Annotated in this window: 32 protein-coding genes and 1 pseudogene; 13 read left to right on the forward strand and 20 right to left on the reverse strand. The window is 62.2% G+C overall.

Annotated features, from left to right (window positions below; all coding sequences use genetic code 11):
- Positions 1-50: 50 nt before the first annotated feature.
- Positions 51-1,001 carry a 23S rRNA (adenine(1618)-N(6))-methyltransferase RlmF gene (gene rlmF / locus ACIQUF_RS09625; RefSeq protein WP_403130967.1) on the forward strand — a complete coding sequence of 317 codons (951 nt, stop codon included), beginning with the start codon at positions 51-53 and terminating at the stop codon, positions 999-1,001.
- A 51-nt stretch (positions 1,002-1,052) separates the two neighbouring features.
- Here rlmF and ACIQUF_RS09630 read toward each other — a convergent pair whose 3' ends face one another.
- Positions 1,053-1,334: an HU family DNA-binding protein gene (locus ACIQUF_RS09630; protein ID WP_403130969.1), complete on the reverse strand. Its 282-nt coding sequence runs from the start codon at positions 1,332-1,334 to the stop codon at positions 1,053-1,055.
- 392 nt (positions 1,335-1,726) lie between these two features.
- On the opposite strand from ACIQUF_RS09630, the gene yejK reads away from it, so the two are divergent.
- A complete protein-coding gene (gene yejK, locus ACIQUF_RS09635; protein ID WP_403130971.1) occupies positions 1,727-2,734 on the forward strand; it encodes a nucleoid-associated protein YejK in 1,008 nt (335 codons plus the stop codon).
- Here the strand turns inward: yejK and ACIQUF_RS09640 are convergent, their stop codons facing one another.
- The 4 genes from ACIQUF_RS09640 to ACIQUF_RS09655 all read right to left on the reverse strand — a co-directional run bounded on the left by ACIQUF_RS09640 (position 2,735) and on the right by ACIQUF_RS09655 (position 5,505).
- The gene (locus tag ACIQUF_RS09640; RefSeq protein ID WP_403130972.1) at positions 2,735-3,019 is read right to left on the reverse strand and encodes a GIY-YIG nuclease family protein; all 285 of its coding nucleotides are present in this window, start codon (positions 3,017-3,019) and stop codon (positions 2,735-2,737) included. It lies immediately after the preceding gene.
- A gap of 5 nt (positions 3,020-3,024) precedes the next feature.
- On the reverse strand, positions 3,025-3,495 hold the full coding sequence (locus tag ACIQUF_RS09645; RefSeq protein ID WP_403130974.1) for a nuclear transport factor 2 family protein: 471 nt from the start codon (positions 3,493-3,495) through the stop codon (positions 3,025-3,027).
- A 65-nt stretch (positions 3,496-3,560) separates the two neighbouring features.
- Positions 3,561-4,841, reverse strand: a complete 1,281-nt coding sequence (locus tag ACIQUF_RS09650; RefSeq protein WP_403130975.1) for a CynX/NimT family MFS transporter — start codon at positions 4,839-4,841, stop codon at positions 3,561-3,563.
- 13 nt (positions 4,842-4,854) lie between these two features.
- A complete protein-coding gene (locus ACIQUF_RS09655) occupies positions 4,855-5,505 on the reverse strand; it encodes a FadR/GntR family transcriptional regulator (RefSeq protein ID WP_403130977.1) in 651 nt (216 codons plus the stop codon).
- A gap of 141 nt (positions 5,506-5,646) precedes the next feature.
- On the opposite strand from ACIQUF_RS09655, the pseudogene ACIQUF_RS09660 reads away from it, so the two are divergent.
- A pseudogene (locus tag ACIQUF_RS09660) lies at positions 5,647-6,474 on the forward strand (alkaline phosphatase family protein); the annotation flags it as partial.
- Positions 6,475-6,511: 37 nt separating this feature from the next.
- Here ACIQUF_RS09660 and hisC read toward each other — a convergent pair.
- From hisC to ACIQUF_RS09710, 10 genes are all read right to left on the reverse strand, one after another.
- Complete coding sequence (gene hisC / locus ACIQUF_RS09665) at positions 6,512-7,561, reverse strand: histidinol-phosphate transaminase (protein WP_403130979.1); 1,050 nt, start codon at positions 7,559-7,561, stop codon at positions 6,512-6,514.
- A 2-nt stretch (positions 7,562-7,563) separates the two neighbouring features.
- On the reverse strand, positions 7,564-8,889 hold the full coding sequence (hisD, locus tag ACIQUF_RS09670) for a histidinol dehydrogenase (protein ID WP_403130981.1): 1,326 nt from the start codon (positions 8,887-8,889) through the stop codon (positions 7,564-7,566).
- A 126-nt stretch (positions 8,890-9,015) separates the two neighbouring features.
- Positions 9,016-9,651 carry an ATP phosphoribosyltransferase gene (hisG, locus tag ACIQUF_RS09675; protein WP_400797293.1) on the reverse strand — a complete coding sequence of 212 codons (636 nt, stop codon included), beginning with the start codon at positions 9,649-9,651 and terminating at the stop codon, positions 9,016-9,018.
- A gap of 93 nt (positions 9,652-9,744) precedes the next feature.
- The gene (murA, locus tag ACIQUF_RS09680) at positions 9,745-11,010 is read right to left on the reverse strand and encodes a UDP-N-acetylglucosamine 1-carboxyvinyltransferase (protein WP_346611949.1); all 1,266 of its coding nucleotides are present in this window, start codon (positions 11,008-11,010) and stop codon (positions 9,745-9,747) included.
- Between the two features lie 23 nt (positions 11,011-11,033).
- Positions 11,034-11,273: a BolA family protein gene (locus ACIQUF_RS09685; RefSeq protein ID WP_003255121.1), complete on the reverse strand. Its 240-nt coding sequence runs from the start codon at positions 11,271-11,273 to the stop codon at positions 11,034-11,036.
- Between the two features lie 118 nt (positions 11,274-11,391).
- Entirely contained in the window at positions 11,392-11,694 is a 303-nt protein-coding gene (locus ACIQUF_RS09690) for a lipid asymmetry maintenance protein MlaB (RefSeq protein ID WP_403130984.1), read from the reverse strand.
- Entirely contained in the window at positions 11,691-12,338 is a 648-nt protein-coding gene (locus ACIQUF_RS09695) for a phospholipid-binding protein MlaC (protein WP_403130986.1), read from the reverse strand. The genes ACIQUF_RS09690 and ACIQUF_RS09695 overlap by 4 nt, the downstream gene beginning before the upstream one ends.
- Positions 12,339-12,347: 9 nt before the next feature.
- Entirely contained in the window at positions 12,348-12,833 is a 486-nt protein-coding gene (mlaD, locus tag ACIQUF_RS09700) for an outer membrane lipid asymmetry maintenance protein MlaD (RefSeq protein WP_403130987.1), read from the reverse strand.
- Positions 12,833-13,630 (reverse strand): lipid asymmetry maintenance ABC transporter permease subunit MlaE, encoded by a 798-nt coding sequence (gene mlaE / locus ACIQUF_RS09705; RefSeq protein ID WP_403130988.1) that lies wholly within the window; start codon positions 13,628-13,630, stop codon positions 12,833-12,835. Before mlaE ends, mlaD begins: the two co-directional genes overlap by 1 nt.
- Positions 13,630-14,439, reverse strand: a complete 810-nt coding sequence (locus tag ACIQUF_RS09710; protein WP_043213285.1) for an ATP-binding cassette domain-containing protein — start codon at positions 14,437-14,439, stop codon at positions 13,630-13,632. The genes mlaE and ACIQUF_RS09710 overlap by 1 nt, the downstream gene beginning before the upstream one ends.
- 247 nt (positions 14,440-14,686) lie before the next feature.
- Between ACIQUF_RS09710 and ACIQUF_RS09715 the strand changes: the two genes are divergently transcribed.
- The 10 genes from ACIQUF_RS09715 (at position 14,687) to ACIQUF_RS09760 (ending at position 21,702) form a co-directional block, all read left to right on the forward strand.
- Positions 14,687-15,661, forward strand: a complete 975-nt coding sequence (locus tag ACIQUF_RS09715) for an SIS domain-containing protein (RefSeq protein ID WP_403130989.1) — start codon at positions 14,687-14,689, stop codon at positions 15,659-15,661.
- Positions 15,662-15,675: 14 nt separating this feature from the next.
- The gene (locus ACIQUF_RS09720; protein ID WP_400797309.1) at positions 15,676-16,200 is read left to right on the forward strand and encodes a KdsC family phosphatase; all 525 of its coding nucleotides are present in this window, start codon (positions 15,676-15,678) and stop codon (positions 16,198-16,200) included.
- An 8-nt stretch (positions 16,201-16,208) separates the two neighbouring features.
- Positions 16,209-16,781, forward strand: coding sequence for an LPS export ABC transporter periplasmic protein LptC (gene lptC / locus ACIQUF_RS09725; protein WP_403130990.1), 573 nt, complete (start codon positions 16,209-16,211; stop codon positions 16,779-16,781).
- Positions 16,768-17,292, forward strand: coding sequence for a lipopolysaccharide transport periplasmic protein LptA (gene lptA, locus ACIQUF_RS09730; protein WP_400797314.1), 525 nt, complete (start codon positions 16,768-16,770; stop codon positions 17,290-17,292). The genes lptC and lptA overlap by 14 nt, the downstream gene beginning before the upstream one ends.
- Positions 17,293-18,018, forward strand: coding sequence for an LPS export ABC transporter ATP-binding protein (lptB, locus tag ACIQUF_RS09735; protein WP_400797316.1), 726 nt, complete (start codon positions 17,293-17,295; stop codon positions 18,016-18,018).
- Between the two features lie 175 nt (positions 18,019-18,193).
- On the forward strand, positions 18,194-19,687 hold the full coding sequence (locus tag ACIQUF_RS09740; RefSeq protein ID WP_403130992.1) for an RNA polymerase factor sigma-54: 1,494 nt from the start codon (positions 18,194-18,196) through the stop codon (positions 19,685-19,687).
- A 79-nt stretch (positions 19,688-19,766) separates the two neighbouring features.
- Entirely contained in the window at positions 19,767-20,075 is a 309-nt protein-coding gene (hpf, locus tag ACIQUF_RS09745; protein ID WP_003255135.1) for a ribosome hibernation-promoting factor, HPF/YfiA family, read from the forward strand.
- A gap of 12 nt (positions 20,076-20,087) precedes the next feature.
- The gene (gene ptsN / locus ACIQUF_RS09750; protein WP_403130993.1) at positions 20,088-20,552 is read left to right on the forward strand and encodes a PTS IIA-like nitrogen regulatory protein PtsN; all 465 of its coding nucleotides are present in this window, start codon (positions 20,088-20,090) and stop codon (positions 20,550-20,552) included.
- A gap of 2 nt (positions 20,553-20,554) precedes the next feature.
- Positions 20,555-21,409, forward strand: a complete 855-nt coding sequence (rapZ, locus tag ACIQUF_RS09755; protein ID WP_403130994.1) for an RNase adapter RapZ — start codon at positions 20,555-20,557, stop codon at positions 21,407-21,409.
- A 20-nt stretch (positions 21,410-21,429) separates the two neighbouring features.
- The gene (locus tag ACIQUF_RS09760; protein ID WP_403130996.1) at positions 21,430-21,702 is read left to right on the forward strand and encodes an HPr family phosphocarrier protein; all 273 of its coding nucleotides are present in this window, start codon (positions 21,430-21,432) and stop codon (positions 21,700-21,702) included.
- 106 nt (positions 21,703-21,808) lie between these two features.
- On the opposite strand, the gene ACIQUF_RS09765 is transcribed toward ACIQUF_RS09760, so the two are convergent.
- Genes ACIQUF_RS09765 through ACIQUF_RS09785 form a run of 5 tightly spaced genes read right to left on the reverse strand, consistent with a single transcriptional unit; the run spans position 21,809 to position 25,587 of the window.
- Entirely contained in the window at positions 21,809-22,702 is an 894-nt protein-coding gene (locus tag ACIQUF_RS09765; protein WP_403131391.1) for a ZIP family metal transporter, read from the reverse strand.
- An 11-nt stretch (positions 22,703-22,713) separates the two neighbouring features.
- The gene (locus tag ACIQUF_RS09770) at positions 22,714-23,325 is read right to left on the reverse strand and encodes a superoxide dismutase (RefSeq protein ID WP_403130997.1); all 612 of its coding nucleotides are present in this window, start codon (positions 23,323-23,325) and stop codon (positions 22,714-22,716) included.
- Position 23,326: 1 nt separating this feature from the next.
- A complete protein-coding gene (locus ACIQUF_RS09775; protein ID WP_403130999.1) occupies positions 23,327-23,788 on the reverse strand; it encodes a hypothetical protein in 462 nt (153 codons plus the stop codon).
- Between the two features lie 28 nt (positions 23,789-23,816).
- Complete coding sequence (locus tag ACIQUF_RS09780) at positions 23,817-25,193, reverse strand: class II fumarate hydratase (protein ID WP_403131000.1); 1,377 nt, start codon at positions 25,191-25,193, stop codon at positions 23,817-23,819.
- Complete coding sequence (locus ACIQUF_RS09785) at positions 25,186-25,587, reverse strand: FagA protein (protein ID WP_400797335.1); 402 nt, start codon at positions 25,585-25,587, stop codon at positions 25,186-25,188. The genes ACIQUF_RS09780 and ACIQUF_RS09785 overlap by 8 nt, the downstream gene beginning before the upstream one ends.
- Positions 25,588-25,712 lie beyond the last annotated feature (125 nt).

The raw sequence follows: 25,712 nt of genomic DNA on the forward strand, positions 1-25,712 counted from the left end.
CACAAGTCGTGGGATCGGGCTTGCCCCGCGATGCTTTTCAGGACTCTAGCATGATCCAGAAACCCACCCTGCACCCGCGCAACCGCCACCAGGGCCGTTACGATTTCCCCAGCCTGATCAAGGCCCACCCTGATCTGGCTCGCTTCACCATCACCAACCCCCACGGCAAACCCAGCATCGACTTCGCCAACCCCGAAGCCGTGCGGGTGTTCAACCGTGCGCTGCTCAAGGCCCAGTACGGCATCCAGCACTGGGACATCCCCGCCGACTACCTGTGCCCGCCCATCCCCGGCCGCGCCGACTACCTGCATGTGGCCGCCGACCTGCTTGCCGAAGACAATGCCGGCGAAGTGCCCAAGGGCGCCCAGGTGAGGGCGCTGGACATCGGCGTGGGTGCCAATTGCATCTACCCCCTGCTCGGCCACAGCGATTACCGCTGGCGCTTCCTCGGCTCGGACATCGACCCGGTGGCACTGGCATCGGCCAAGGCCATCGTCCAGGCCAACGGCCTGGTCAAAGGCATTGCCCTGCGCCAGCAAGCCAATGCCAAGCACATTCTCACCGGCCTGCTGCAGGCGGACGAGCCCTTCGACCTGACCCTGTGCAACCCGCCCTTCCACGCCTCACGCGAGGAAGCCACCCGTGGCAGCCAGCGCAAGTGGAAAAACCTCGGCAAGCAGGACCCCAAGCGCAAGCTGCCCGTGCTCAATTTCGGCGGGCAGAACAATGAGCTGTGGTGTGAGGGGGGCGAGATTCGCTTCGTCAGCCAACTGGTCGCAGAAAGCGTGCAATACGCGCAGCAGGTGCTGTGGTTCACCAGCCTGGTGTCCAAAGCCAGCAACCTGCCCGGCATCGAAGCGGCGTTGAGAAAGGCTGGCGCCAAGGCCGTGCGCATCGTCGAAATGGGCCAAGGGCAAAAGCAGAGCCGCATGGTCGCCTGGAGCTTCCATGACGACAGCGCACGCCAGGCCTGGCACGCCTCACGCAAATCGCAGGCATGAAAAAACCGCGCCCGGGCAAGCCGGGCGCGGTTTCGTCAACGCATCAACACATTACTTGTTGATGGTGTCGGTCAGCGACTTGGCTGGAACGAACTTGACGACTTTCTTGGCAGCGATTTCGATGGCAGCGCCAGTCGATGGGTTGCGGCCAGTACGGGCAGGACGCTCGGAGACTTTCAGCTTGCCGATGCCTGGCAGAGTGATTTCAGCGCCGTTTTCCAGTTGGTCGGCAACGATCTGGCCCAGTTGCTCCAGAGCGTTTTTAGCGGTGGCTTTTGGCTGAGCGATCGACTCGGCGATATCGGCAATCAGTTGGTCTTTGGTCAATGCCATGGTGGTGTTCCTTCCCTATCAAATTCAGTGGTTATGCAGCGCGCTACGACGTTATCGGGCCAGCCCCTGAATGCTGGAGGGCCGCGCCAATCGGGCATGTAGATGCGTAAATCGGCGTTTGGTTCGACACGGCTCAAGCGCGCTGCCAGCAATGCGCCACCCGAGGTGCGCAAGACCGCGCAAAGCTACCACAGGAAAGGATAAATTTCCGCTGCCCGCTTCAATTTAGTGCAGGTTTTTCGGGGGTTTCAGCCGAAAACGCAAAAAATTGAACAAAAAATCAACAACAGGCATTTCTGCCAACATCCGGCCACTGCATCACCTGCGGTCTGCGGTAAACTGGCCCACTTTTGCACGCGGCGCCTGGCCGCCCCCGACTCACCGAGAATTCCATGCCAATCCGTCACTGCATCGTTCACCTGATCGACAAGAAGCCCGATGGCAGCCCCGCCGTGCTCCATGCACGGGATACCGAACTGGGCGCGTCGGACGCGATCGAAAACCTGCTGGCCGACCTCAACGACAGCTACAACGCCAAACAAGGCAAAGCCTGGGGCTTTTTCCACGGCGAGTCCGGCGCCTACCCGTTGAGCGGCTGGCTGAAACAGTACCTGGATGACGAGAAGGACTTCGCCGCATTCAGCCGTGTGGCCGTCGAACACCTGCAAAAGCTGATGGAAGAATCCAACCTCTCCACCGGCGGCCACATCCTGTTCGCCCACTATCAACAAGGCATGACCGACTACCTGGCCATCGCCCTGCTGCACCACAGTGAAGGTGTGGCAGTGAACGCCGAGCTGGATGTGACGCCGTCACGCCATCTGGACCTGGGCCAGTTGCACCTGGCCGCGCGGATCAACCTGTCGGAGTGGAAGAACAACCAGAACTCCAAGCAGTACATCTCGTTCATCAAGGGCAAGAACGGCAAGAAGGTCTCGGACTACTTCCGCGACTTCATCGGCTGCCAGGAAGGCGTCGACGGCCCAGGCGAAACCCGCACCTTGCTCAAGGCCTTCAGCGATTTCGTCGAAAGCGAGGACCTGCCCGAAGAGGCCGCCCGCGAGAAGACCCAGACCCTGGTCGAGTACGCCACCACCCAGACCAAGCTGGGCGAGCCAGTGACCTTGGAAGAGCTGTCGAGCCTGATCGACGAGGACCGCCCGAAAGCGTTCTACGACCATATCCGCAACAAGGATTACGGCCTGTCACCGGAGATCCCGGCGGACAAACGCACCCTCAACCAGTTCCGCCGCTTCACCGGGCGCGCCGAAGGCCTGTCGATCAGCTTCGAGGCGCACCTGCTGGGGGATAAGGTTGAGTATGACGAGGTGGCCGGCACCCTGATCATCAAAGGCCTGCCGACCCAGCTGGTGGATCAGCTCAAGCGCCGCAAGGACTGATCAGCCGCCTGCATAGGAGGCGACCAACGCCTCCTTCGCCGACTTGCGCAACTTCTTCACCAGGCGCTCCTGACGCAGCGCCTCGCCCTTGTCCGGCCACTGCTCGACATAGACCAGCGCCTGCGCCGGGCTGGTCTTGAAGTAGCGCGCGCCCTGCCCCTTCTGATGCGCGGCGAAGCGCCGCTGCGGGTCGTCGCTGATACCGCAGTACAGCGAGCCATTGGCGGCCCGCACCAGGTACAGGTACCAAGGCTTGCAAGTGGGGCTTACGGCAACTTCGCTCACAGTGTTCAACGCGCCTGCTGGAACGTACGCAGGCCTTTGAACGCCTGCTGACGCACCTTGTTCTGCAGCATCGGTGACCAGCCCAAGAACACCCCCGGCGCACCCAACGCCTGCCGCGACCAGCGCCACAGGTCGAAACTGTCGTCATGCTGGCAGATCAGCCCGTCGCGGATGACGAAGCGCGCCTGGATGTCGTTGACCACGGTGCGGCCGGTCTGGCTGAACAGGTAGGTCGCCACCCAATGGGCACTGGCGCTGCGCTCGTCTGCGCGGACCTGGTCGAACGTCAGGGAAAAGTCCTTGGCGCGGGTGGTCAGCATGCGCCACATATCACCCGCATCACGACCGCGCAGGGTACCGAACACCGGGTCGCTGAACACGATGTCGTCGCTGTAGCAGGCCACCATCGCCTCGGCGTCCAGGCGCTGGAAGGCTTGATAGAAGCGGGTGATCAGGTCGCGGTTGGCGTCGCTCATGGGGGCTGGTCCGTCCTGGGATTGGGAAGCTGCACAATAATCTGCCCGAGATGCTTGCGCCAGTCTCAGACTTTTTCGCTGCTCACCTGCACATGCAATGCCCGCCCAGCGCCGAGCCCGAACACGATGGCACCCAAACCCAATACAGCGAAAATCCACCCCACCGCCGCCCAGCCGCCAGTCAGATCATGCACCAGCCCCACCGCGAACGGCCCCATGGAGGCCAAGGTGTATCCCACGCCCTGGGCCATGCTCGACAGGTTGGCCGCCACATGGGCGTCCTTGGAGCGCAGTACGATCAGCGTCAGGGCCAGGGCAAAGGTCCCGCCCTGCCCCAACCCGAGCAGCACGGCCCAGCCCCATAGCCCGGAAAGTGGCGCGTACAGGCAACCGAACAGGCCGGCCAAGGTGATCAGCATGACCACTACGATCGCCAATCGTTGGTCCTTGCCCCGGGTCGCCAACCAGGGTGCGCTCAGCGAGCTGACCAGTTGCACGATCACCGAACCGGAAAGCACCAGGCCCGCTTCGGTAGGGCTCAAGCCACGGCCAATCAGAATCGACGGCAGCCAGCCGAAGACGATATACGCCAGCGACGACTGCAAACCCATGTACAAGGTCACCTGCCAGGCCAGCGGGTCACGCCACAGGCCGCGCACTCGGTAGGCGGCCTTGTGCAGGCCATGACCCTGGCGGGCCTGGGGCAGCCAGACCAGCATGGCCAGCAATGCCGGGATCATCCAGAAGCCCAGGCCCAGCGCCCAACTGCCCTCGAAGCGTTCGGTCAGCGGCACCGTGGCGCCGGCTGCCATGGCCGCGCCCAGGCACAGAGCCATGGTGTAGACACCGGTCAAGGTGCCGGCATGTTTAGGGAAGTCGCGTTTGACGATGCCCGGCAACAGCACGCCGATGATGCCGATGCTGGCTCCGGCCATCACACTGCCAAGAAACACTCCGGCCTGGCCAAATGCGCTGCGTACCACGATGCCTAGCGCCAGGGTCAGCAGAATACCGAGGATTACCCGCTCGCTGCCGAAGCGGCGGGCAAGGATTGGCGCCAGCGGCGCGAACAGGCCCAGGCACAGCACCGGCAGTGTTGTCAGCAGCCCCGCCTGCGAAGCACTCAGGCCCAGGCCTTCACTTACCAGGCCGAGCACTGGGGCCATGCTCGACAACGCCGGACGCAAGTTGAGCGCCACCAGCACCAGGCCCAGCAGCAGCAACCAGGGCCGCTTCAACAGCACCGGCTGTTGCTGCACCTGAGCATCGTCGGCTTCGGCATCGATCAGCAGTTCTTCGAGCTCCCGCTCGCGGGCGGGGGTGTCGCGGGTCATTGGTTCAGCCATGGCCTACTCGTTTTCAGGATTCGATAAGGGTCCGGCTCAGACGCTTGGCCCGCTCCGGATCACGTTGTTCGATGGCGTCGAGGATCTGCCCATGCAGGTCGAAGGTCGCCTGGCAGCGTGGGGCGCTGGCCATGTTGTGCTGCAGTGCCGCTGCCACGACGCCTGAGAAATAACGGTACAACTCGCTCAGCGCGGGGTTGTGCGCGGCGTCGATCAAGCGTTGGTGAAACACCATGTCGCAGCTGATATACGCATCGACATCCCCATGAAAATGTTCGGCGCTGCCCGTGAGCGCCGCGCGCAGGCCTTGCAGGTCGGCATCGGTACGCCGTAATGCGGCCAGGCCGATGGCCTCGGTTTCGAGGATGTGCCGCGTTTCCCGCGCCTGTTCCAAGCTGCAACGTGACATCGCCTGCACGGCTTGCAACGGGTCCTGGCAGGTGCGCAGGTAACTACCGTCGCCCTGGCGGATTTCCACCAGGCCACTGAAGGCCAGCACGCGCATGGCTTCGCGCACGGTGTTGCGGCTGATGCCCAATTCAAGAGCCAGCTCCGGCTCGGTTGGCATGCGCTGCCCTACTTGCCAGTCGCCTTGAAGGATGCGTTCACGCATGCGCTCGACGGCGAGCTCGACCAGAGATCGCCTGGACAACTCAGTGCTCATGTCAATTCAACCAATCATCCGATGAATTTGGCCTAGCTTAAGCCAGCACAGTGAGCGGAGTAAATCACCTGGTAGTTCTACCAGTTGAACACGCGACGGCTTGCTGCAACGCTTTGCTCTCATATCAAGAGACACCGAGCAATGCCCCTCTATAAATTGGTTCTGCTGTTCTGTGTGCTGCTGGCAGGTTGCGACCCCACTCCACAGGCATTGCAACCCAAAACGTTAATCGTTGGGATGGACGGCGTTCAGTTAAGTGAATACGAAAAGCTCGGTGAATCGACAGCGCTGAAGCGGCTGTATATCAATAAGGCCTTCACCGGCGGCATCATCGGCAGTGAAAGCCAGCAACAGACGGTGAGCGGCCCCGGGTGGATAACACTGCTCACGGGTGTGTGGGCCAACAAGCACAGCGTTGTATCCAACGAACTTCATCTGCGAGTCGATCCGCACTACCCGAGCTTGTTCAAACGCCTGCGCGATGCTATGCCCAACGCCTACCTTTCCAGCGTGGTGAACTGGTCGCCCATCAATACGGCCTTCCTGCTGGAGGACGCCCAGGGCAGCGACGTACGTGAAAGCGGCTTGCCGGACGAGCGCGTCACTGCGCGCGCCCTGGAAATCCTCACCGAGAAATCCGCCGACTTCACCTTCATTCAACTGGATGACCCCGACGTCGCAGGACACAACCATGGCTTCGGTCCCGAGTATCAGCAAGCCCTGCGTGAGGTCGACGCGCGGCTGGGAGAGCTGCTGGACAAGGTCGCGGAACGCAGTGAAAGCCGACCGTTGGAGGACTGGCTGGTGATCGTCACGACCGACCACGGCCGCGACGCATCGGGCAAGGGCCATGGAGGCCAGACGGAAGGAGAAAGGAGTATCTTCATTGCCAGCAACAAACCGCTGACCGACGTGATGCCGGCTCAGACAGCAGTCGCTGCGATCGTGCTTCGCCACATGGGCATAGAACCTTAGTATCGGGGCCGCACTGCGGCCCCGATTGCCATCAACCCAGCGCTTCGATCAAGGCCTGGTTCATTTCTGGCGTGCCGATGGTGATGCGCAGGAATTGGGCGATGCGCTGCTGCTTGAAGTGGCGCACGATCACACCCTGTTCACGCAGACGCGCCGCCAGCTGCGCCGCATCTTCCTGCGGATGGCGGGCGAAGATGAAGTTGGCTGCCGAAGGCAGCACTTCAAAGCCTTTGGCGGTCAGGTGCTCGACCAATGCCTCGCGGCTGTCGATCACTTTGCGGCAGGTTTCTTCGAAGTAAGCTTGATCTTCGAAGGCGACTGCTGCGCCGACGATCGCCATGCGGTCCAGCGGATAGGAGTTGAAGCTGTTCTTGATCCGCTCCAACGCCTCGATCAAGTCCGGATGCCCCACCGCCAAGCCAACGCGCAACCCGGCCAGCGAACGTGACTTGGACAGGGTCTGGGTGACCAGCAAATTGTCGTAGCGGTCTACCAAGCTGATGGCGGTTTCGCCACCGAAGTCGATATAGGCTTCATCCACCACCACCACCGAATCGCGGTTGGCTTGCAGCAACTGCTCGATCGCCTGCAGCGGCAACAGGCAGCCGGTCGGCGCATTCGGGTTGGGGAAGATGATCCCGGCGTTGGGTTTGGCGTAATCACCGACACGGATCTGGAACTGTGCGTCCAGTGCCACCTGCTCGAACGGGATGCCATACAGGCCGCAATACACCGGGTAGAAGCTATAGCTGACATCCGGGAACAGCAGCGGGCCACGGTCGTGTTGGAACAGGCCGTGGAAGATGTGTGCCAGCACCTCGTCCGAACCGTTACCGACGAATACCTGGCCGGGCGTTACCCCGTAATACTCGGCCACCGCCTGCTTGAGCCGGTCACCGTTCGGGTCCGGGTACAGCCGCAGGTTGTCGTTGAGCTCACCACGCATGGCCTCCAGCGCCTTGGGGGACGGGCCGTAGGGGTTCTCGTTGGTGTTCAGCTTGACCAGCCGCGCCAGCTTGGGCTGCTCACCCGGCACGTAAGGCACCAGGTCCTTGACGAAGGGGCTCCAGAATCGACTCATGCTCAGTTCCCCTTGTCTTGGGTCAGGATACGGTATTCAGCGCTGCGGGCGTGGGCGGTCAACGATTCGCCACGGGCCAGGACCGAAGCGGTGTGACCCAGCTCGGAAGCGCCCTGCTCGGAGCAGAAGATGATCGACGAACGCTTCTGGAAGTCATACACCCCCAGCGGCGAGGAGAAACGCGCGGTGCCAGAAGTCGGCAGCACGTGATTGGGGCCGGCGCAGTAGTCGCCGAGCGCTTCGCTGGTGTGTCGGCCCATGAAGATCGCGCCGGCGTGGCGGATCTGCGGCAGCCAGGCCTGAGGGTCGGCAACCGACAGCTCAAGGTGCTCGGGCGCGATGCGGTTGGCCACCTCGATGGCTTGCTGCATGTCGCGCACCTGGATCAGCGCGCCACGGCCATTGATGGACTTCTCGATGATCTCGGCACGCTCCATGGTCGGCATCAGCTTGTCGATGCTGGCGGCAACGCGGTCGAGGAACTCGGCGTCCGGGCTGACCAGGATGGCCTGGGCATCTTCGTCATGCTCGGCCTGGGAGAACAGGTCCATTGCAATCCAGTCCGGGTCGGTCTGGCCGTCGCAGACCACGAGGATTTCCGACGGGCCGGCGATCATGTCGATACCGACCTGGCCGAACACATGGCGCTTGGCGGTAGCCACGTAAATGTTGCCCGGGCCGACGATCTTGTCGACCTGCGGTACGCTTTCGGTGCCATAGGCCAGGGCCGCGACCGCCTGAGCGCCGCCCACGGTGAACACGCGGTCGACACCGGCGATGCAGGCCGCCGCCAGCACCAGTTCGTTGACCTCGCCACGCGGGGTCGGCACGACCATGACCACTTCGGCGACACCGGCAACCTTGGCCGGGATGGCGTTCATCAATACCGAAGACGGGTACGACGCCTTGCCACCCGGGACATACAGGCCGGCGCGGTCCAGCGGCGTGACCTTCTGGCCGAGCACCGTGCCGTCGGCTTCGGTGTACTGCCAGGAGCCCTGCTTCTGCCGTTCGTGGTAGATGCGCACACGTTCGGCAGCTTTTTCCAGGGCTGCACGCTGGGCATCGGTAATGCGGGTCAGGGCCAGCTCCAGGCGCTCACGGCCCAGAATCAGGTCATCGATGGACGTGGCATCGACGCCATCGAAACGCTGGGTGAATTCCACCAGCGCCGCATCGCCGCGTTCGCGCACGGCCTTGATGATGTCGAGCACGCGCTGGTTGACCGCGTCATCGGACACACTTTCCCAGCTCAGCAGATGATCCAGATGTCGGGCGAAATCCTGATCAGCGGCGTTGAGACGGGCAATTGCAGTGGACACGGTCATGGCGAGGGCCTCGGTTATTAGCGAATGCTCAGGCGCCCTAGGCTACCAGTCCATCCGCGCGGGCACCCGAGAAAAGTGGCTATGACGCGGATAGACGGGCGCGGCAGCGAAGGCCGCGCGCAGAGGTCAGCCGCGGTGTCGCGATTCGACCGCTTGACGAAGCGTGTCGATCAGGCTCTGGATACGGGCGTGCTGCATCTTCATGGAGGCCTTGTTGACCACCAGGCGCGAACTGATCGTGGCGATCAGGTCCTGGGGCTCAAGGCCGTTGGCGCGCAGCGTATTGCCGGTGTCGACGACGTCGATGATCTTGTCGGCGAGGTTGATCAGCGGCGCCAGCTCCATCGAGCCGTACAGCTTGATGATGTCGACCTGGCGGCCCTGCTCGGCGTAATAGCGCTTGGCTACATTGACGAACTTGGTGGCGACGCGCAGGCGGCCCTTGGGCTCTGGCGCACCGGTGACGCCCGCAGTCATCAGCTTGCACTGGGCGATCTGCAGGTCCAGTGGCTCGTACAGGCCCTGGCCGCCGTACTCCATCAGCACGTCCTTGCCCGCCACGCCGAGGTCAGCGGCGCCATGCTCGACATAGGTCGGCACGTCGGTGGCGCGCACGATCAGCAGGCGCACGTCGTCCTGGGTGGTGGGGATGATCAGCTTGCGGCTCTTGTCCGGATTCTCGGTCGGCACGATACCGGCCTCGGCCAGCAATGGCAGGGTATCGTCGAGGATGCGGCCTTTGGAAAGCGCGATGGTCAACATTGGAACGTCGGTCCTTAAGCGGCTACTGCCGGCCGGGCGCGTGTCGCCCGACCGCATTCAATTCGAAAGGTGCATCCCTGCACCATCGGGTGATTAACCCGGTACGCGGCGGATCTTCGCGCCGAGCATCTGCAGCTTCTCTTCGATGCACTCGTAACCACGGTCGATGTGGTAGATGCGATCGATCAGGGTATCGCCTTCAGCGACCAGCGCCGACAGCACCAGGCTGGCGGAAGCACGCAGGTCGGTGGCCATCACTGGGGCGCCTTTGAGCGCTGGTACGCCAGTGACGATGGCAGTGTTGCCTTCGACCTGGATCTGAGCGCCCATGCGGTGCATTTCGTACACGTGCATGAAGCGGTTCTCGAAGATTGTCTCGATCACCGCGCCGGTGCCTTCGGCAATGGCGTTGAGCGAGATGAACTGCGCCTGCATGTCGGTCGGGAACGCCGGGTACGGGGCGGTACGCAGGTTGACGGCTTTCGGCCGCTTGCCGTGCATGTCCAGCTCGATCCAGTCTTCACCGGTGGTCAGGTCGGCACCGGCTTCCTTGAGCTTCTCCAGGACGGCTTCAAGGATGGTCGGGTCGGTGTCCTTGACCTTGACGCGGCCGCCGGTCACTGCAGCGGCGACCAGGTAGGTGCCGGTCTCGATTCGGTCAGGCATGACCCGGTAGCTGGCCGAGTGCAGACGCTCGACGCCATCGATGGTGATGGTGTCGGTGCCGGCGCCTTGAACCTTGCCGCCCATGGCATTGATGAAGTTGGCCAGGTCGACCACCTCAGGCTCGCGCGCAGCGTTTTGCAGCACGCTGCGGCCCTTGGCCAAGGCAGCGGCCATCATGATGTTCTCGGTACCGGTGACGCTGACGGTATCGAAGAAGAAGTGCGCGCCACGCAGGCCGCCTTCAGGGGCCTTGGCCTTGATGTAGCCGCCTTCGACTTCGATCTTCGCACCCATGGCTTCGAGGCCGCGGATGTGCAGGTCGACCGGACGCGAACCGATCGCGCAGCCGCCTGGCAGGGCCACTTCAGCCTCACCGAAACGGGCGACCATCGGGCCGAGCACCAGGATCGAGGCGCGCATGGTCTTGACCAGCTCGTATGGCGCAACCAGGGTCTTGATGGTGCGCGGGTCAATCTCCACGGCCAGCTTCTCGTCGATCACAGGCTCGATGCCCATGCGCCCGAACAGCTCGATCATGGTGGTGATGTCATGCAGGTGTGGCAGGTTGCCCACGGTGACCGGGCCATCAGCCAGCAGGGTCGCCGCCAGAATTGGCAGGGCCGCGTTCTTCGCGCCCGAAATGCGGATCTCGCCGTCGAGACGAGCGCCGCCAGTAATAATCAGTTTGTCCATTGGAGTCTCGCCGCCAAGTAGGCTCAGGTGCGCTCAGCCCAGGCTGCGCTGCTGAAAAATTTCATGGTTACCGCATGGATGCTGCCATTGGCGATCCAGGGATTAAGGTGAGCATAGATCGCCTGCTGACGCTTGACCGGGCTCAGGCCAGCCAACTCGTCGCTGATCACGTTCAACTGGAAGTTGCAGCCTTCGCCTTCAACTTCGACCCGGGATCCCGGCAATTTTTCTTCAAGGAAGCTCTTAACTTCTACGGCCTGCATGCTCAACCTCAATCGGCGCCCGATGCGCACGGGTCGGCCATCATACAAAAAAGCCCCTCGCCTGCGAAGCCCACCGAGGGCGCGCGCTGACCGAGGGGCCTCCATCAATGGCAAGCCATCAGCTCGCCAGTACCTCATCGAGATCATAGACCTCGGCGATTTCCCGCATGTCGTCGGGCATGCCGCGTACCTCGAAGGCCTTGCCGCTGGCCTGGCCATCGCGAATGAACGCCAGCAACAGCGACAGGCCGACGCTCGACGACTTCTCGACGGCCGAGCAATCGAGCACCAGGCGTGATTCGCGTGAGGCATCGATCAGCGCCTTGCCCTGCTTGCGCAAGGCCGGGCCGCTGCGGTAATCCAGCACGCCGGCCAGGCGCAGCACGCCAGGCTCGGCCATGCTCACGACAGCCTCACTCATTTGACGGTCTTCTCTGGCGACTGGTCGGCGGCCTGCTTGGCCTTGGCCACTTCACCGGCCCAGCCGTCGATGGTCTTGTCCAGGTCGTTGCCATTGCGCTGCATGGCATCGGCGAACTGGTCACGGAACAGCTTGCCGATGTTGATGCCGTTGACGATGACGTTACGCACCTTCCACTCGCCGCCGAGGTTTTCCAGGGTGTACTGCACCGGATAGACGGCACCATTGTTGCCGGTAACCTTCATGCCGACACTGGCGCGCTTGCCATCATCGGCCTTGGCCGGGTCGACGACGATGCCCTGGTTGTTGTACTCCAGCAACGCGTTACCGTAGAACTGGAACAGGCTGCGCTTGAAGTTTTCCTGGAAGCGCTGCATCTGCGCCGGCGTGGCCTTGCGCGAATACTTGACGGTCATGATGCTCTTGGAAATACCGTCGGCATCGACCACCGGCCCAAGGATACGGTTGAGGGTGTCGTAGAAGGCTTGCGGGTTGGCTTTGTACTGTTCCTTGTTGGCCTTGAGCTCACCCAGCAATTCGGTGGTGGTGCCCTGCACCACATCGTGGGGGGACTGCGCAGCCATCGTCAGCAGGGGAAAGGCCGCCAGCAGGACCAGCAGGCCACGTCGCAGGATCGAAATCATGGAAACTCCTTAATTAGCCGGTTGCGCTTCTTTCGGTTCCTTGCCCACGGTATTGAGCAGGAACTTGCCAATAAGATCTTCCAGCACCAGCGCCGACTGGGTGTCATGGATGGTCGCGCCATCCTTGAGCACCTGCTCTTCGCCGCCCACGCTGATGCCGATGTACTTCTCGCCAAGCAAGCCGGCGGTCAGGATCGAAGCAGTGGAATCGGTCGGCAGATTGTCGACCTTGCCATCCAGCTGCAGCGTCACCCGACCGGTGTAGGAATCACGGTCCAGATCGATGGCGGTGACCTTGCCGATCGTCACACCGGCCATGGTCACTTTAGCTCTGACCGTCAAACCGGCGATATTGTCGAAGTACGCATAAACTTTATAGGTATCGCTGCTCGGGCTGGCCGACAGCCCGCTGACACGCAGGGCCAGCAGCAGCAACGCCAGGATCCCGGCCAGGAGGAACAGGCCGACACCGATTTCCAGGGTGCGGTTTTGCATCAGAAATCTCCAAACATCAAGGCGGTCAGAATAAAGTCCAGACCCAGTACTGCCAACGAGGCGTAGACCACGGTCTTGGTGGTGGCACGGCTGATCCCCTCTGAGGTGGGCTCGCAGTCATACCCCTGGAATACGGCGATCCAGGTGGTGACGAAGGCGAACACCAGGCTCTTGACCAGGCCGTTGAGCACGTCGTCGGTAAAGGAAACACTGTTCTGCATGTTGGCCCAGAACGAGCCTTCGTAGACGCCCAACCAGTCGACCGCGACCCACGAGCCACCCCAGATGCCGACCACGCTGAAGATCAGCGCCAGCAGCGGCAGCGAAATGAAACCGGCCCACAGACGCGGCGCGACGATGTACTTGAGCGGGTCGACGCCGATCATCTCCAGGCTCGACAGCTGCTCGGTAGACTTCATGTTGCCGATCTCGGCGGTCAGCGCCGAACCTGCGCGACCGGCGAACAGCAATGCGGTGACCACCGGGCCGAGTTCACGCAGCAGGGTCAGGGCGACCATCTGCCCGACCGCCTGTTCGGAGCCGTACTTGGTCAGGATGCTGTAGCCCTGCAGCGCCAGCACCATGCCAATGAACACACCAGACACGGTAACGATCGCCAGCGACAGTACGCCCACCGAATACAGCTGTTTAGTCAGCAGCTGGAAGCCGCCGCCGATGCCACCACGGCCGACCAGCGCATGGAACAGGAACAGGCAGGAACGCCCAAGCACAGCCAGCACGTCGATCGCCGAGCGGCCGAACAGGCGGATACGTTCGAGTAAGGATTTTCTGCGCATCAACGCGCCCCCAGCAGGTCGGCGCGGTAGTCAGGCGCAGGAAAGTGGAAGGGCACCGGGCCGTCCGGATCGCCTTTCATGAACTGACGAATACGCGGATTGTCCGAGCCCATCAGCTCGTCGGGCGTGCCCTGGCCGAGCACCTGGCCGTCACCGACCACGTAGATGTAGTCGGCGATGCTGGCGGTTTCCGCCAGGTCATGGGACACCACGATGCTGGTGATGCCCAAGGCATCGTTAAGCAGGCGGATCAGACGCACCAAAACGCCCATGGCGATTGGGTCCTGGCCGACGAACGGCTCGTCATACATGAGAATTTGCGGGTCAAGCGCAATCGCCCGCGCCAAAGCCACGCGGCGCTTCATGCCACCGGACAGCTCGTCGGGCATCAGGTCGATGGCGCCGCGCAGGCCCACGGCCTGCAGTTTCATCAAGACGATGTCGCGGATCATTTCGTCCGACAACTGGGTGTGCACGCGCAGCGGGAAGGCCACGTTCTCGAACACATCAAGGTCGGTGAACAGTGCGCCGCTCTGGAACAGCACGCCCATCTGCTTGCGCGCGTCGAACAGGTCGCTGCGCGACAGGCTTGGCAGGTTTTGCCCCGCCACCCAGACCTCGCCGCTGGACGGGCGCAGTTGCGCGCCCATCAGGCGCAGCAGCGTAGTCTTGCCGCACCCCGAAGGCCCCATGATGCCAGTGACCTTGCCGCGGGGTATGCGGATGTCGACATTGCTGAAAATGCTGCGCGAACCGCGCTTGAAGGTGACGCCCTTCAACTCGACCGCGTAGGCGCTATCCACACTCATCTAGACTCCTTGCTAGTGCAGCCTCGTCCTAGTGGACGCTGGCCCTCTTCTTGAAGGCACACGCGCCCCTGGTGGGCCGAATTGCGGCGAACTATAGCACCGCTGAGCGGGTGCCCCCAAGGCCATGAAACGCGTCGTTCAGGCCAACGACAGGCTTTGGTGACATTTATTACAGCAATCGAAAGGATGAGGCTTTCTTCCAATGCGGCTATAATCGCCGCCTTTTCATCAGGCATTGCTTTTCGACATGAGCCAATCCAGTGAGCTGATCCAGTCCGCCCAGCGCACCCTGCGCCTGGAAATCGAGGCCGTACAGGGCCTGGCGACCAGTATCGATGCCAACTTCGTCAAAGCCTGCGAGCTGATCCTGGCGAGCAAGGGGCGGGTCGTGGTGGTCGGCATGGGCAAGTCGGGGCATATCGGCAACAAGATCGCCGCAACCCTGGCCAGCACCGGCACGCCGGCGTTTTTCGTGCACCCGGCCGAAGCCAGCCACGGCGACATGGGCATGATCACCCGAGGCGATGTCATCCTGGCCTTGTCCAACTCTGGCAGCACCGCCGAGATCGTCACCTTGCTACCGCTGATCAAGCGCCTCGGCATCCAGCTGATCAGCCTGACCGGCAACCCCGACTCGCCCCTGGCCCAAGCCGCCGAAGCCAACCTTGACGCCCGCGTCGCGCAAGAGGCATGCCCGCTCAACCTGGCGCCCACCTCCTCGACCACCGCGGCCCTGGTACTGGGCGACGCCCTGGCCATCGCCCTGCTCGAAGCACGTGGTTTCACCGCTGAAGACTTCGCCTTCTCGCACCCGGGCGGTGCACTGGGTCGGCGCTTGCTGCTCAAGGTCGAGAACGTCATGCATGCCGGCGACGAACTGCCGCAAGTTCAGCGCGGCACCTTGCTCAAGGACGCGCTGCTTGAAATGTCCCGCAAGGGCCTGGGCATGACCGTGGTGGTCGAAGCGGACGGCAAGCTGGCCGGGATCTTCACCGACGGCGACCTGCGCCGCGCCCTGGATCGCAGCATCGACGTGCACACCACCCTGATCGACCAGGTCATGACCGTGCACGGCAAGACCGCCCGCGCCGAGATGCTCGCCGCCGAGGCCCTGAAGATCATGGAAGACCACAAGATCAGCGCGCTGGTGGTGGTCGACAAGGACGAGCGCCCGACCGGCGCCCTGAACATGCATGACCTGCTGCGCGCCGGCGTGATGTAGAGGAGACAGTGCAAATGACCCACGACCTGATGCAACGCGGCCAAGCCATCAAGCTGGCCGTATTCGACGTCGACGGCGTACTCACCGACGGCCGCCTGTACTTTCTCGAGGACGGCAGCGAATTCAAGACCTTCAACACCCTCGACGGCCAGGGCATCAAGATGCTCATGGCCTCGGGCGTGACCACGGCGATCATCAGCGGGCGCAAGACCCCGGTGGTCGAGCGCCGGGCGAAAAACCTCGGTATCCCGCACCTGTTCCAGGGCCGCGAGGACAAATTGGTGGTCCTCGACGGCCTGCTCGCCGAACTGGGCCTAAGCTATGAGCAAGTCGCTTATCTTGGCGACGACCTGCCCGACCTGCCGGTGATTCGCCGGGTCGGCCTGGGCATGGCCGTGGCCAGCGCCGCGCCGTTCGTACGCCAGCACGCCCACGGCGTGACCCAGGCACGTGGCGGCGAAGGTGCCGCACGCGAGTTTTGTGAACTTATCATGCAGGCCCAGGGCACCCTGGACGCTGCCAACGCCAACTACCTGTAAGGCTACCCATGTTCAGCAAGAAAGCCCGCAATTTTGCGCTGCTCGCGGTTATCGCCGCCCTGCTGGTGGCCATCGGCTATTGGAATGTCAGCCCCGAGAGCTTCATGGACAAGCCGACGGCGCAGATCGACGAAAGCGCCATCGATTACTACGCCATCAACGCCCACAGCGTGCAGTTTCTGCCAGACGGCAAGCTGCAGTACGAGATGACCGCCGACAAGGTCGAACACCTCAAAGCCACCGAGGTCACACTGGTGACCACGCCTGACCTGCACATGTACAGGGGCACCGAATACCCTTGGCACGTGCAGAGCGTGCGCGCCGAGGTCAACCCCGATGGCACCGAAGTCGAGTTGATCGACAAGGTTCGCGTTGCCCGTACCGACGAAAAGCAGCGTGAAACCATCATTACCAGCTCACGCATGACTGTGTTCCCGCAGAAGCAATATGCGCAGACCGAGCAAGCCGTTAGAATCGACGGCGCCGGTGGCACAACTACGGGCAAAGGAATGAAAGCGTATTTGAAAGAAGGCAGGATGGACCTGCTCTCTAACGTAAGAGGACAGTATGAGGCTCGTTAAAACCCTCCCCCTTTTGCTCAGCCTGAGCGCAGCACTGGGAAGCGCGAGCGCCTTCGCCCTGCCGACCGACCGTGACCAGCCGATCCGCATCCAGGCCGACAACGCGCACCTGGACGACAAGCAAGGCGTGGCCACCTATACCGGTGACGTGATCATCACCCAAGGTTCGATGATGATCAAAGGCAACACCGTGACCATGACCCGCGCCGCCAACGGCGACATCGACGTGGTCACCTCGGTGGGCAACCTGGCCTATTTCGAGCAACAGCAGAGCACTGCCAAGCCCGACAAAATGAAGGGCTGGGCCGTGACCATCCAGTACCAGGCGCAGAAAGACACGGTGATCCTCACCGATCGCGCCAAGGTCGAGAACGAAGGCAACACCACCGAAGGCGAGAAAATCGTCTACAACACCAAGTCCCAGGTGGCGACCGCCGGTCGTGGCGGCAACGTCACCGCCCCGCGCCAGCGCATCGACATGGTGATCCAGCCGAAGAAGAAGGCCGAGTAAATGGCAACCCTCAAAGCCCAGCACCTGGCCAAGAGCTACAAAGGTCGGCAGGTCGTGCGCGACGTCAGCCTGTCGATCGACAGTGGCCAGATCGTCGGCCTGCTCGGCCCCAACGGCGCCGGCAAGACCACCTGCTTCTACATGATCGTCGGCCTGGTCCAGGCCGATCAGGGCCGCGTGCGCATCGACAACCTCGATGTCAGCCACCAGCCCATGCACGGCCGCGCCCGCGCCGGCATTGGCTACCTGCCGCAGGAAGCCTCGATCTTCCGCAAGCTGTCGGTGGCCGACAACATCATGGCCATCCTCGAGACCCGCAAGGAGCTCGACCGCGAGGGCCGCCGCAAGGAACTGGAAAGCCTGCTGCAGGAATTCCACATCAGCCACATCCGCGACAACCTCGGCATGAGCCTGTCCGGTGGCGAGCGCCGCCGTGTCGAGATCGCGCGCGCCCTGGCGACCGCACCGAAGTTCATCCTGCTGGATGAACCCTTTGCCGGTGTCGACCCGATTTCGGTTGGCGACATCAAGCAGATCATCCACCACCTCAAAGCGAAGGGCATCGGTGTATTGATCACCGACCACAACGTCCGCGAGACCCTGGATATCTGCGAAACCGCCTACATCGTCAACGACGGCCAGTTGATTGCCGAAGGCGATGCGCAGACTATCCTGGCCAATGAGCTGGTCAAGGAAGTTTACCTGGGCCACGAGTTCCGACTCTGATCCCAGGACGCGCCTGGAGCACGCGCTTTGCCGCCTTGATGGGGCTTAAGTTGTTACTGTGCTCTAGGCAAACGCTACAATTTAAGGCATAAAACTTGCTTGAATTTGGCGCTCCGGCGCCCTCGTGTAGTGGATGGCGCATGCGCGCCGGCGAACAAGGTATTTAGCCCCAGCCATGAAACCATCGCTCGTCCTAAAAATGGGCCAGCAACTGACGATGACCCCGCAGTTGCAACAGGCCATCCGCCTACTTCAGCTCTCCACCCTGGACCTTCAGCAGGAAATCCAGGAAGCGCTGGAGTCCAATCCGATGCTCGAACGTCAGGAAGACGGCGACGACTTCGACAACAGCGACCCGATGGCGGACAACGCCGAAAACAAACCGGTCGCCGAAGTCCAGGACAACAGTTTCCAGGAAAGCACCGCCAGTACCGAAAACCTGGAAGACGGCGAGTGGAGCGAGCGAATCCCCAATGAGCTTCCGGTCGATACAGCCTGGGAAGACATTTACCAGACCAGCGCCAGCAGCCTGCCGAGCAACGATGACGACGAGTGGGATTTCACCACCCGCACATCGGCCGGCGAGAGCCTGCAAAGCCACTTGCTGTGGCAGCTGAACCTGGCGCCGATGTCCGACACCGACCGCCTGATCGCCGTCACCCTGATCGACAGCATCAACGGCCAGGGCTACCTGGAAGACACCCTCGAAGAAATCTGCGCTGGCTTCGACCCGGAGCTGGACATCGAGCTCGACGAGGTCGAGGCGGTACTGCACCGCATCCAGCAGTTCGAACCTGCCGGCATTGCCGCGCGCAACCTGGGCGAATGCCTGTTGCTTCAACTGCGCCAACTGCCGGCCAACACGCCGTGGATGGCCGAGGCCAAGCGTCTGGTCAGCGACTTCATCGACTTGCTGGGTGGGCGCGACTACAGCCAGCTGATGCGCCGCATGAAGCTCAAGGAAGACGAACTGCGTCAGGTCATCGAACTGGTGCAGAGCCTCAACCCGCGCCCCGGCTCGCAGATCGAGTCCAGCGAGCCGGAATACGTGGTGCCAGACGTCATCGTGCGCAAGGACAGCGAGCGCTGGTTGGTCGAGCTGAACCAGGAAGCGATCCCGCGCCTGCGCGTCAACCCGCAGTACGCAGGGTTCGTGCGCCGCGCCGATACCAGCGCCGATAACACCTTCATGCGCAACCAGTTGCAGGAGGCGCGCTGGTTCATCAAGAGCCTGCAGAGCCGCAACGAAACGCTGATGAAGGTGGCCACCCAGATCGTCGAGCACCAGCGCGGCTTCCTCGACCACGGAGACGAGGCGATGAAGCCCCTGGTGCTGCACGACATCGCCGAGGCGGTAGGCATGCACGAGTCGACCATTTCGCGGGTGACGACGCAGAAATTCATGCATACGCCGCGCGGCATCTATGAATTGAAATACTTTTTCTCGAGCCACGTCAGCACCGCCGAAGGCGGAGAATGCTCGTCCACGGCAATCCGCGCGATCATCAAGAAACTGGTTGCGGCGGAAAATCAGAAAAAGCCATTGAGTGACAGCAAGATCGCTGGTTTACTGGAAGCACAAGGCATCCAGGTAGCCCGTCGCACCGTCGCCAAGTACCGCGAGTCCCTCGGCATCGCACCGTCGAGCGAGCGCAAGCGACTGATGTAGCGCCTGAGATGTGCCACAGCGTTTGTGGGGCAGGTGCAACACCTGCCTCTTTATGCACGGGCAACAAAGGAGAAGCTGTATGCAAGTCAATATCAGTGGACAGCATGTAGAAGTCACCCAGCCGCTGCGCGATTATGTGCTTGAAAAGCTCGCCCGCGTGGAGAGTCACTTCGACAAGATCACCAACGTGCAGGTCATCATGAAAGTCGAGAAGCTGCAGCAGAAGGTCGAAGCGACCTTGCAGATTCCCGGTGGAGAAGTGGTTGCCAACGCCGAACACGAAGACATGTATGCAGCGATCGATGCCCTGGCCGACAAGCTCGACCGTCAACTGAAAAAACACAAGGAAAAACAGCAAAGCCTGCTGCAAGGTGCAGCTGCCCGCTGATCCCCCTCATCCATGATCCGACTTGAAACCATCCTGACCCCCGGCCGTTCCCTGGTGAACGTGCCGGGCGGCAGTAAGAAGCGCGCCCTGGAAACGGTCGCCAACCTGATTGCCAAAGAAGTGCCTGAGCTGGAGATGCAAGACGTCTTCGAAAAGCTGGTTGCTCGCGAAAAGCTCGGCTCCACCGGCTTCGGCAATGGCATCGCCATCCCCCACTGCCGCATCAAAGATTGCACTGGGCCGGTTAGCGCCCTGCTGCACCTGGACGCTCCGATCGATTACGACGCCATAGATGGCGCACCAGTCGATTTGCTGTTCGTCCTGCTGGTGCCAGAAGCAGCCACTGACGCGCACCTCGAACTGCTTCGCCAGATCGCCAGCATGCTCGATCGCAAGGATGTGCGCGATCGCCTGCGCAGTGCCGCCAGCAGCGACGCCCTCTACCAGGTAGTCCTGGACGTACAGAACGAGGCCTGAATATGCGCCTGATCATCGTTAGCGGCCGGTCCGGCTCCGGCAAAAGTACCGCCCTCGATGTGTTGGAAGACAACGGCTATTACTGTATCGACAACCTTCCTGCCGGCTTGCTACCGCAGTTGGCAGAAAACGCGCTGATCAACACCGAGCTGCAGCAGCCGAAGGTGGCGGTGTCCATCGATGCGCGCAACCTGCCCAGTCATCTGTCGCGCTTCCCTGACCTGCTCGCCGAAGCCCGTAGTCGGCATATCCAGTGTGATGTGCTGTTTCTCGACGCCGACGAAGACACGCTGCTCAAGCGATTCTCGGAAACCCGACGACGCCACCCACTGACCAACGCGGACCGCTCGCTGGCCGAGGCAATCCGCGTGGAAAGCGAGCTGCTCGGGCCGATCACCGACCTTGCCGACCTCAAGATCGACACGACAAACCTGAACCTGTACCAACTGCGCGACTCGATCAAGTTGCGCCTGCTCAATCAGCCTGAGCCCGGCACCGCATTTCTGGTCGAATCGTTCGGTTTCAAGCGCGGCATGCCGGTCGATGCCGACCTGGTGTTCGACGTGCGCTGCTTGCCCAACCCCTACTGGAAGCCCGAATTGCGTGAGCATTCCGGCCTGGAGCAACCGGTCATCGATTACCTGGCCGCCCAGCCGGACGTCGAAGAAATGTTTTCCGATATTTCCAGTTACCTGCTCAAATGGCTGCCACGCTTCGCCGCCAGCAACCGCGCCTATGTCACCATCGCGATTGGCTGCACCGGCGGCCACCACCGCTCGGTCTATATCACCGAACGGCTCGGCCAATTGCTGCAACAGTCACTGAAAAACGTCCAGGTCCGCCACCGCGACCTCTAGCCCACAGGATCCGCACCACGATGCCCGCCCGCGAAATCACCATCATCAACAAGCTGGGCCTGCATGCCCGGGCGGCCGCCAAGTTCGTTGGCGTGGCCGGGCGCTTCCCCTGCCAGGTGCGCGTGGGCCGCGCGCCAGACAAGCTGGTGGACGGCAAGAGCATCATGGCGGTGATGATGCTTGCGGCAGGTAAAGGCACCCAGGTGCACCTGCACACCGAGGGTGAGCAGGATAGCGATGCGATGGATGCGTTGGTGGCGTTGATCGACAACTATTTCGACGAAGGCGAATGAAAAGCCCCTGTAGGAGCGGCTTCAGCCGCGATGAGAGCGGCGCGGTGGATGGCACCGGCTTTGCCGGTGATCGCGGCTGAAGCCGCTCCTACAGGGTGTGCGGCACTTACGACATCGCCGTATCCATCACCATCATCAAGCAGAAGCCAACACACAGCCCCAGACTGGCCAAGCGGTGATGCCCATTGCTACGCGACTCGGGAATGATTTCTTGGGTCACCACCAGCAACATCGCGCCTGCCGCGCAGGCCAGACCCAGCGGTAGCAGCAATTCGGCGACATTAACCAACCATGCGCAGATCACCGCTGCCAGCGGCTCCACCAGCCCCGATGCCGCACCGATCAGGAATGCCTTGAAGCGCGGCATCCCCGCCCCTGCCAGCACCAGCGCAATGACCAGGCCTTCGGGCACGTCCTGCAAGACAATGCCCATAGCCAGGCTGTCGGCATCGGCCATGCCACCACCGGCCGACACACCGATGGCCATGCCCTCGGGAATGTTGTGAGCGATGATGGCGATCACGAAGAGCCAGATCCGCGCCGCGATCACTGGCTGATTGCCATTGCCGACCAAGGCTTCGGGCGAAGCGCCAGATACCTTCAGGTCGACGACGAACAGACACAGCGCACCGAACAACAGGCCAAAGCTGATCAGGCCGCCCGCTCCCCATGGCCTGAAGCCAATGGATTGCGCGGCATCCAGCCCCGGTATGATCAACGAGAAAGCGGTGGCTGCCAGCATAACCCCGGCGCCGAAGCCCAACAGGGTATCGGCCAAGGCTACCGGCATATTACGAATCACCAACACCGGTACCGCGCCCAGCGCCGTACCCAGTGCGCACAGTGCGCCGCCCTCGAGGGCGCGCAACATGCGCGGTTCCAGGTCCAGCCAGGCGATACCCTTCGCCACCAGCAGGGCCGTGCCGACCAAAAGCAGCAAAGTGCCTACCGCCAGTCGGAACAGGCGAACACTGCTGACAGACATCACCTCAGAGCGCATACCGGTTCGACTCACTGAATGGCTTCGAGATAACGACGTTCCACTTCCGCCCAGTCGATGACGTTGTAGAAGGCACCGATGTATTCCGGACGACGGTTCTGATACTTCAGGTAATACGCGTGCTCCCAAACGTCGAGACCGAGGATCGGCGTGTTGCCGTGCATCAGCGGGCTGTCCTGGTTGCCACTGCTCTCAACCACCAGTTTCTTCTCCGGGGTGACGCTGAGCCAGGCCCAACCGCTGCCGAAGCGGGTCAACGCAGCTTTGGTGAAAGCGTCCTTGAACGCCTCGAAACCACCCAGCTCGGCCTCGATCGCCTTGGCCACCTGACCCTGTGGCTGACCACCGCCCTTGGGCGACATCACGGTCCAGAACAGCGAGTGATTGGCATGCCCACCACCATGGTTGGTGACCGCACCGCGCAGGTTCTCAGGCAACTGCTTGACCGCGCCGACGAGCTTTTCAACCGGCCATTCGGCCCATTCGCTGCCTTCGATAGCCGCATTGAGGCCGTTGACGTAGGTCTGATGGTGCTTGGTGTGGTGGATCTCCATGGTCTGGGTATCGATGTGCGGTTCCAGCGCATCGTAGGCATAAGGCAGTGCAGGCAAGGTATGGGGCATGTCAGTGGATTCCGTAGGCTTGGGTTCTGGACGTCAAGTCCGGCTGGGTGGCCAGTTCGCTGGTAGCGGGCGCCTGGCGATTGAGCAGGCGCTCGGTGCGTGGGTACTGGCCGTACTCGGCAATGAAACTCAGCAACTCGGTGTAGGTGCGCCCGCTGTGGCGCAGCGCCGCATCACGCAGCGCCTGGGGCAGGCGCGCCTCTTGGCTGGCCTGGAGCAGGCGCTGGTGAGCGGCGCACAGGTAGTCGGCGCTCTCCTGCGGCTGGTTCAGCCGCAAATGCAGGTCGGCCAGGTTGTGGTGGGCGACGACGAACGCCGCCACCGCTTCGTCGACGTCATGCCAGCGCTCGAACAGCACCTGGGCCAGTGCCAGGGCTTGCAGGTAATGTTCCCGGGCATCGACCAGCTCGCCTTGTTCGAACAGGCGGTTGGCTGCCTCGGTGGTGCGTTTCCAGTGCTGCATGACGTTTACTCCTGAGCGCTGACGCGAGTCAGATGCCGCCAGCGGTGAGTTTTTCCGGGTTCAGCAGCGCTTCGAGCTGATCGCGCGACAGGTCGGTGTGCTCCAGCGCCACATCAATGATCGGCCGGCCTTCCTTGTAGGCGGTCTTGGCGATTTCGGCAGCCTTGAGGTAGCCGATGATCGGGTTCAGCGCGGTGACCAGGATCGGGTTGCGTGCCAGGGCTTCCTTGAGCTTGCGCTCGTTGACCTTGAAGGTAGCGATGGCCTTGTCGGCGAGCAGGCGGCTGGCATTGGCCATCAGCTCGATGCTTTCCAGCAGGTTGCGGGCGATCACCGGCAGCATCACGTTGAGCTCGAAATTGCCCGACTGGCCGGCCACGGCGATGGTCGCGTCGTTGCCGATCACCTGGGCAGCGACCATGGCGGTGGCTTCCGGAATCACCGGGTTGACCTTGCCCGGCATGATCGAGGAGCCTGGCTGCAGGCCTTGCAGTTCGATTTCGCCCAGGCCGGCGAGCGGGCCGGAGTTCATCCAGCGCAGGTCGTTGGCGATCTTCATCAACGCCACGGCAGTGGTCTTGAGCTGGCCGGACAGCGCAACGGCGGTGTCCTGCGAGCCGATCAGGGCGAACAGGTTCTGCCCCGGGGTGAATTCGACCTGGGTCAGGGCGCTCAGCTGACGGGCGAAACCGGCAGCAAACTGTGGGTGAGCATTGATACCGGTGCCTACGGCAGTGCCGCCCTGGGCCAGCGCCTGCAGACTCGGCAGCGTCGCTTCGATATGCGCCTTGGCAGCGTTGATCTGGGCGGCCCAGCCATCGAGTACCTGGCTCATGCGCACCGGCATGGCATCCATCAGGTGGGTACGGCCAGTCTTCACGTACTGATGCACCTGCAACGACTTGGTCTCGATTACCTGCACCAGGTGCCCCAGCGCGGGCAGCAATTGCTCATGCAGTGCCAGTGCGGCACTGACGTGTATGGTGGTCGGGATGATGTCGTTGCTGCTCTGGCCGCAGTTGACGTGGTCGTTGGCATTGACCGGCTCGCTGTGCAGGCGGCTGGCCAAGGTGGCGATGACCTCGTTGGCGTTCATGTTCGAACTGGTGCCGGAACCGGTCTGGTATACGTCCACCGGGAAGTGCTGGATGAAGTCATCGGTCAGCAGTTGCTCGACCGCCTTGACGATGGCCTCGCCCTGCTCTGCAGAAATCTGCTTCAGCTCGATGTTGGCCTTGGCGGCGGCGGCCTTGGCCAGCAGCAGGGCGCGAATGAACTGGGCTGGCATGCGTTGGCCGCTGATCGGGAAGTTGTCGACCGCGCGCTGGGTCTGGGCGCCGTACAGTGCCTGGGCCGGCACCTGCAGTTCACCCATGCTGTCACGCTCGATACGGGTATCACTCATCATCAAATCCTTGCATCAGTTCATCGGGAGAAATCGACGGCAGCAACCGGCAATTGGCCAGTTGCAGGGCATAGGGCTGCCAGCGCTGGTTGTGTTCCTGGCGGTCGAGGTTGCGCAGGTCGAGCAACGGGCGCCAGGCCTGGTCCAGGCACAGGCAGCGCCAGTGCCACGGCAGCATGCGGTCGCAGGCGGTATCCAGCAGGAGGCGGAAGGAGGTCAGCGCCACCGTCCATGGCGAGGTTTCGGTGCAGCACACCAGGTAGCGGCCTTCGGCCAGGTAGTGCTCGATCAGGCGCGGCTCATCGGGCTCCAGAGCACAGCGAATGCGCCGGCTGAGCCATCGCCAGTTTTCCAGGTAGGGCAGTTCGTGGAGGACGGTTTTCATGAACATCATCGACCGGAGTTGCTGGGTAATGATATTCATTATTAAGTGATAAACAGAATCACTTCAAGTGCGGCGTGATGAAAGAAAAAACCCGGCGCGATGGCCGGGTCTCTTGTATTTGCTGGAAACGCTAG

The sequence above is a fragment of the Pseudomonas sp. NPDC090233 genome, assembly GCF_044772285.1.
Lineage (GTDB): Bacteria > Pseudomonadota > Gammaproteobacteria > Pseudomonadales > Pseudomonadaceae > Aquipseudomonas.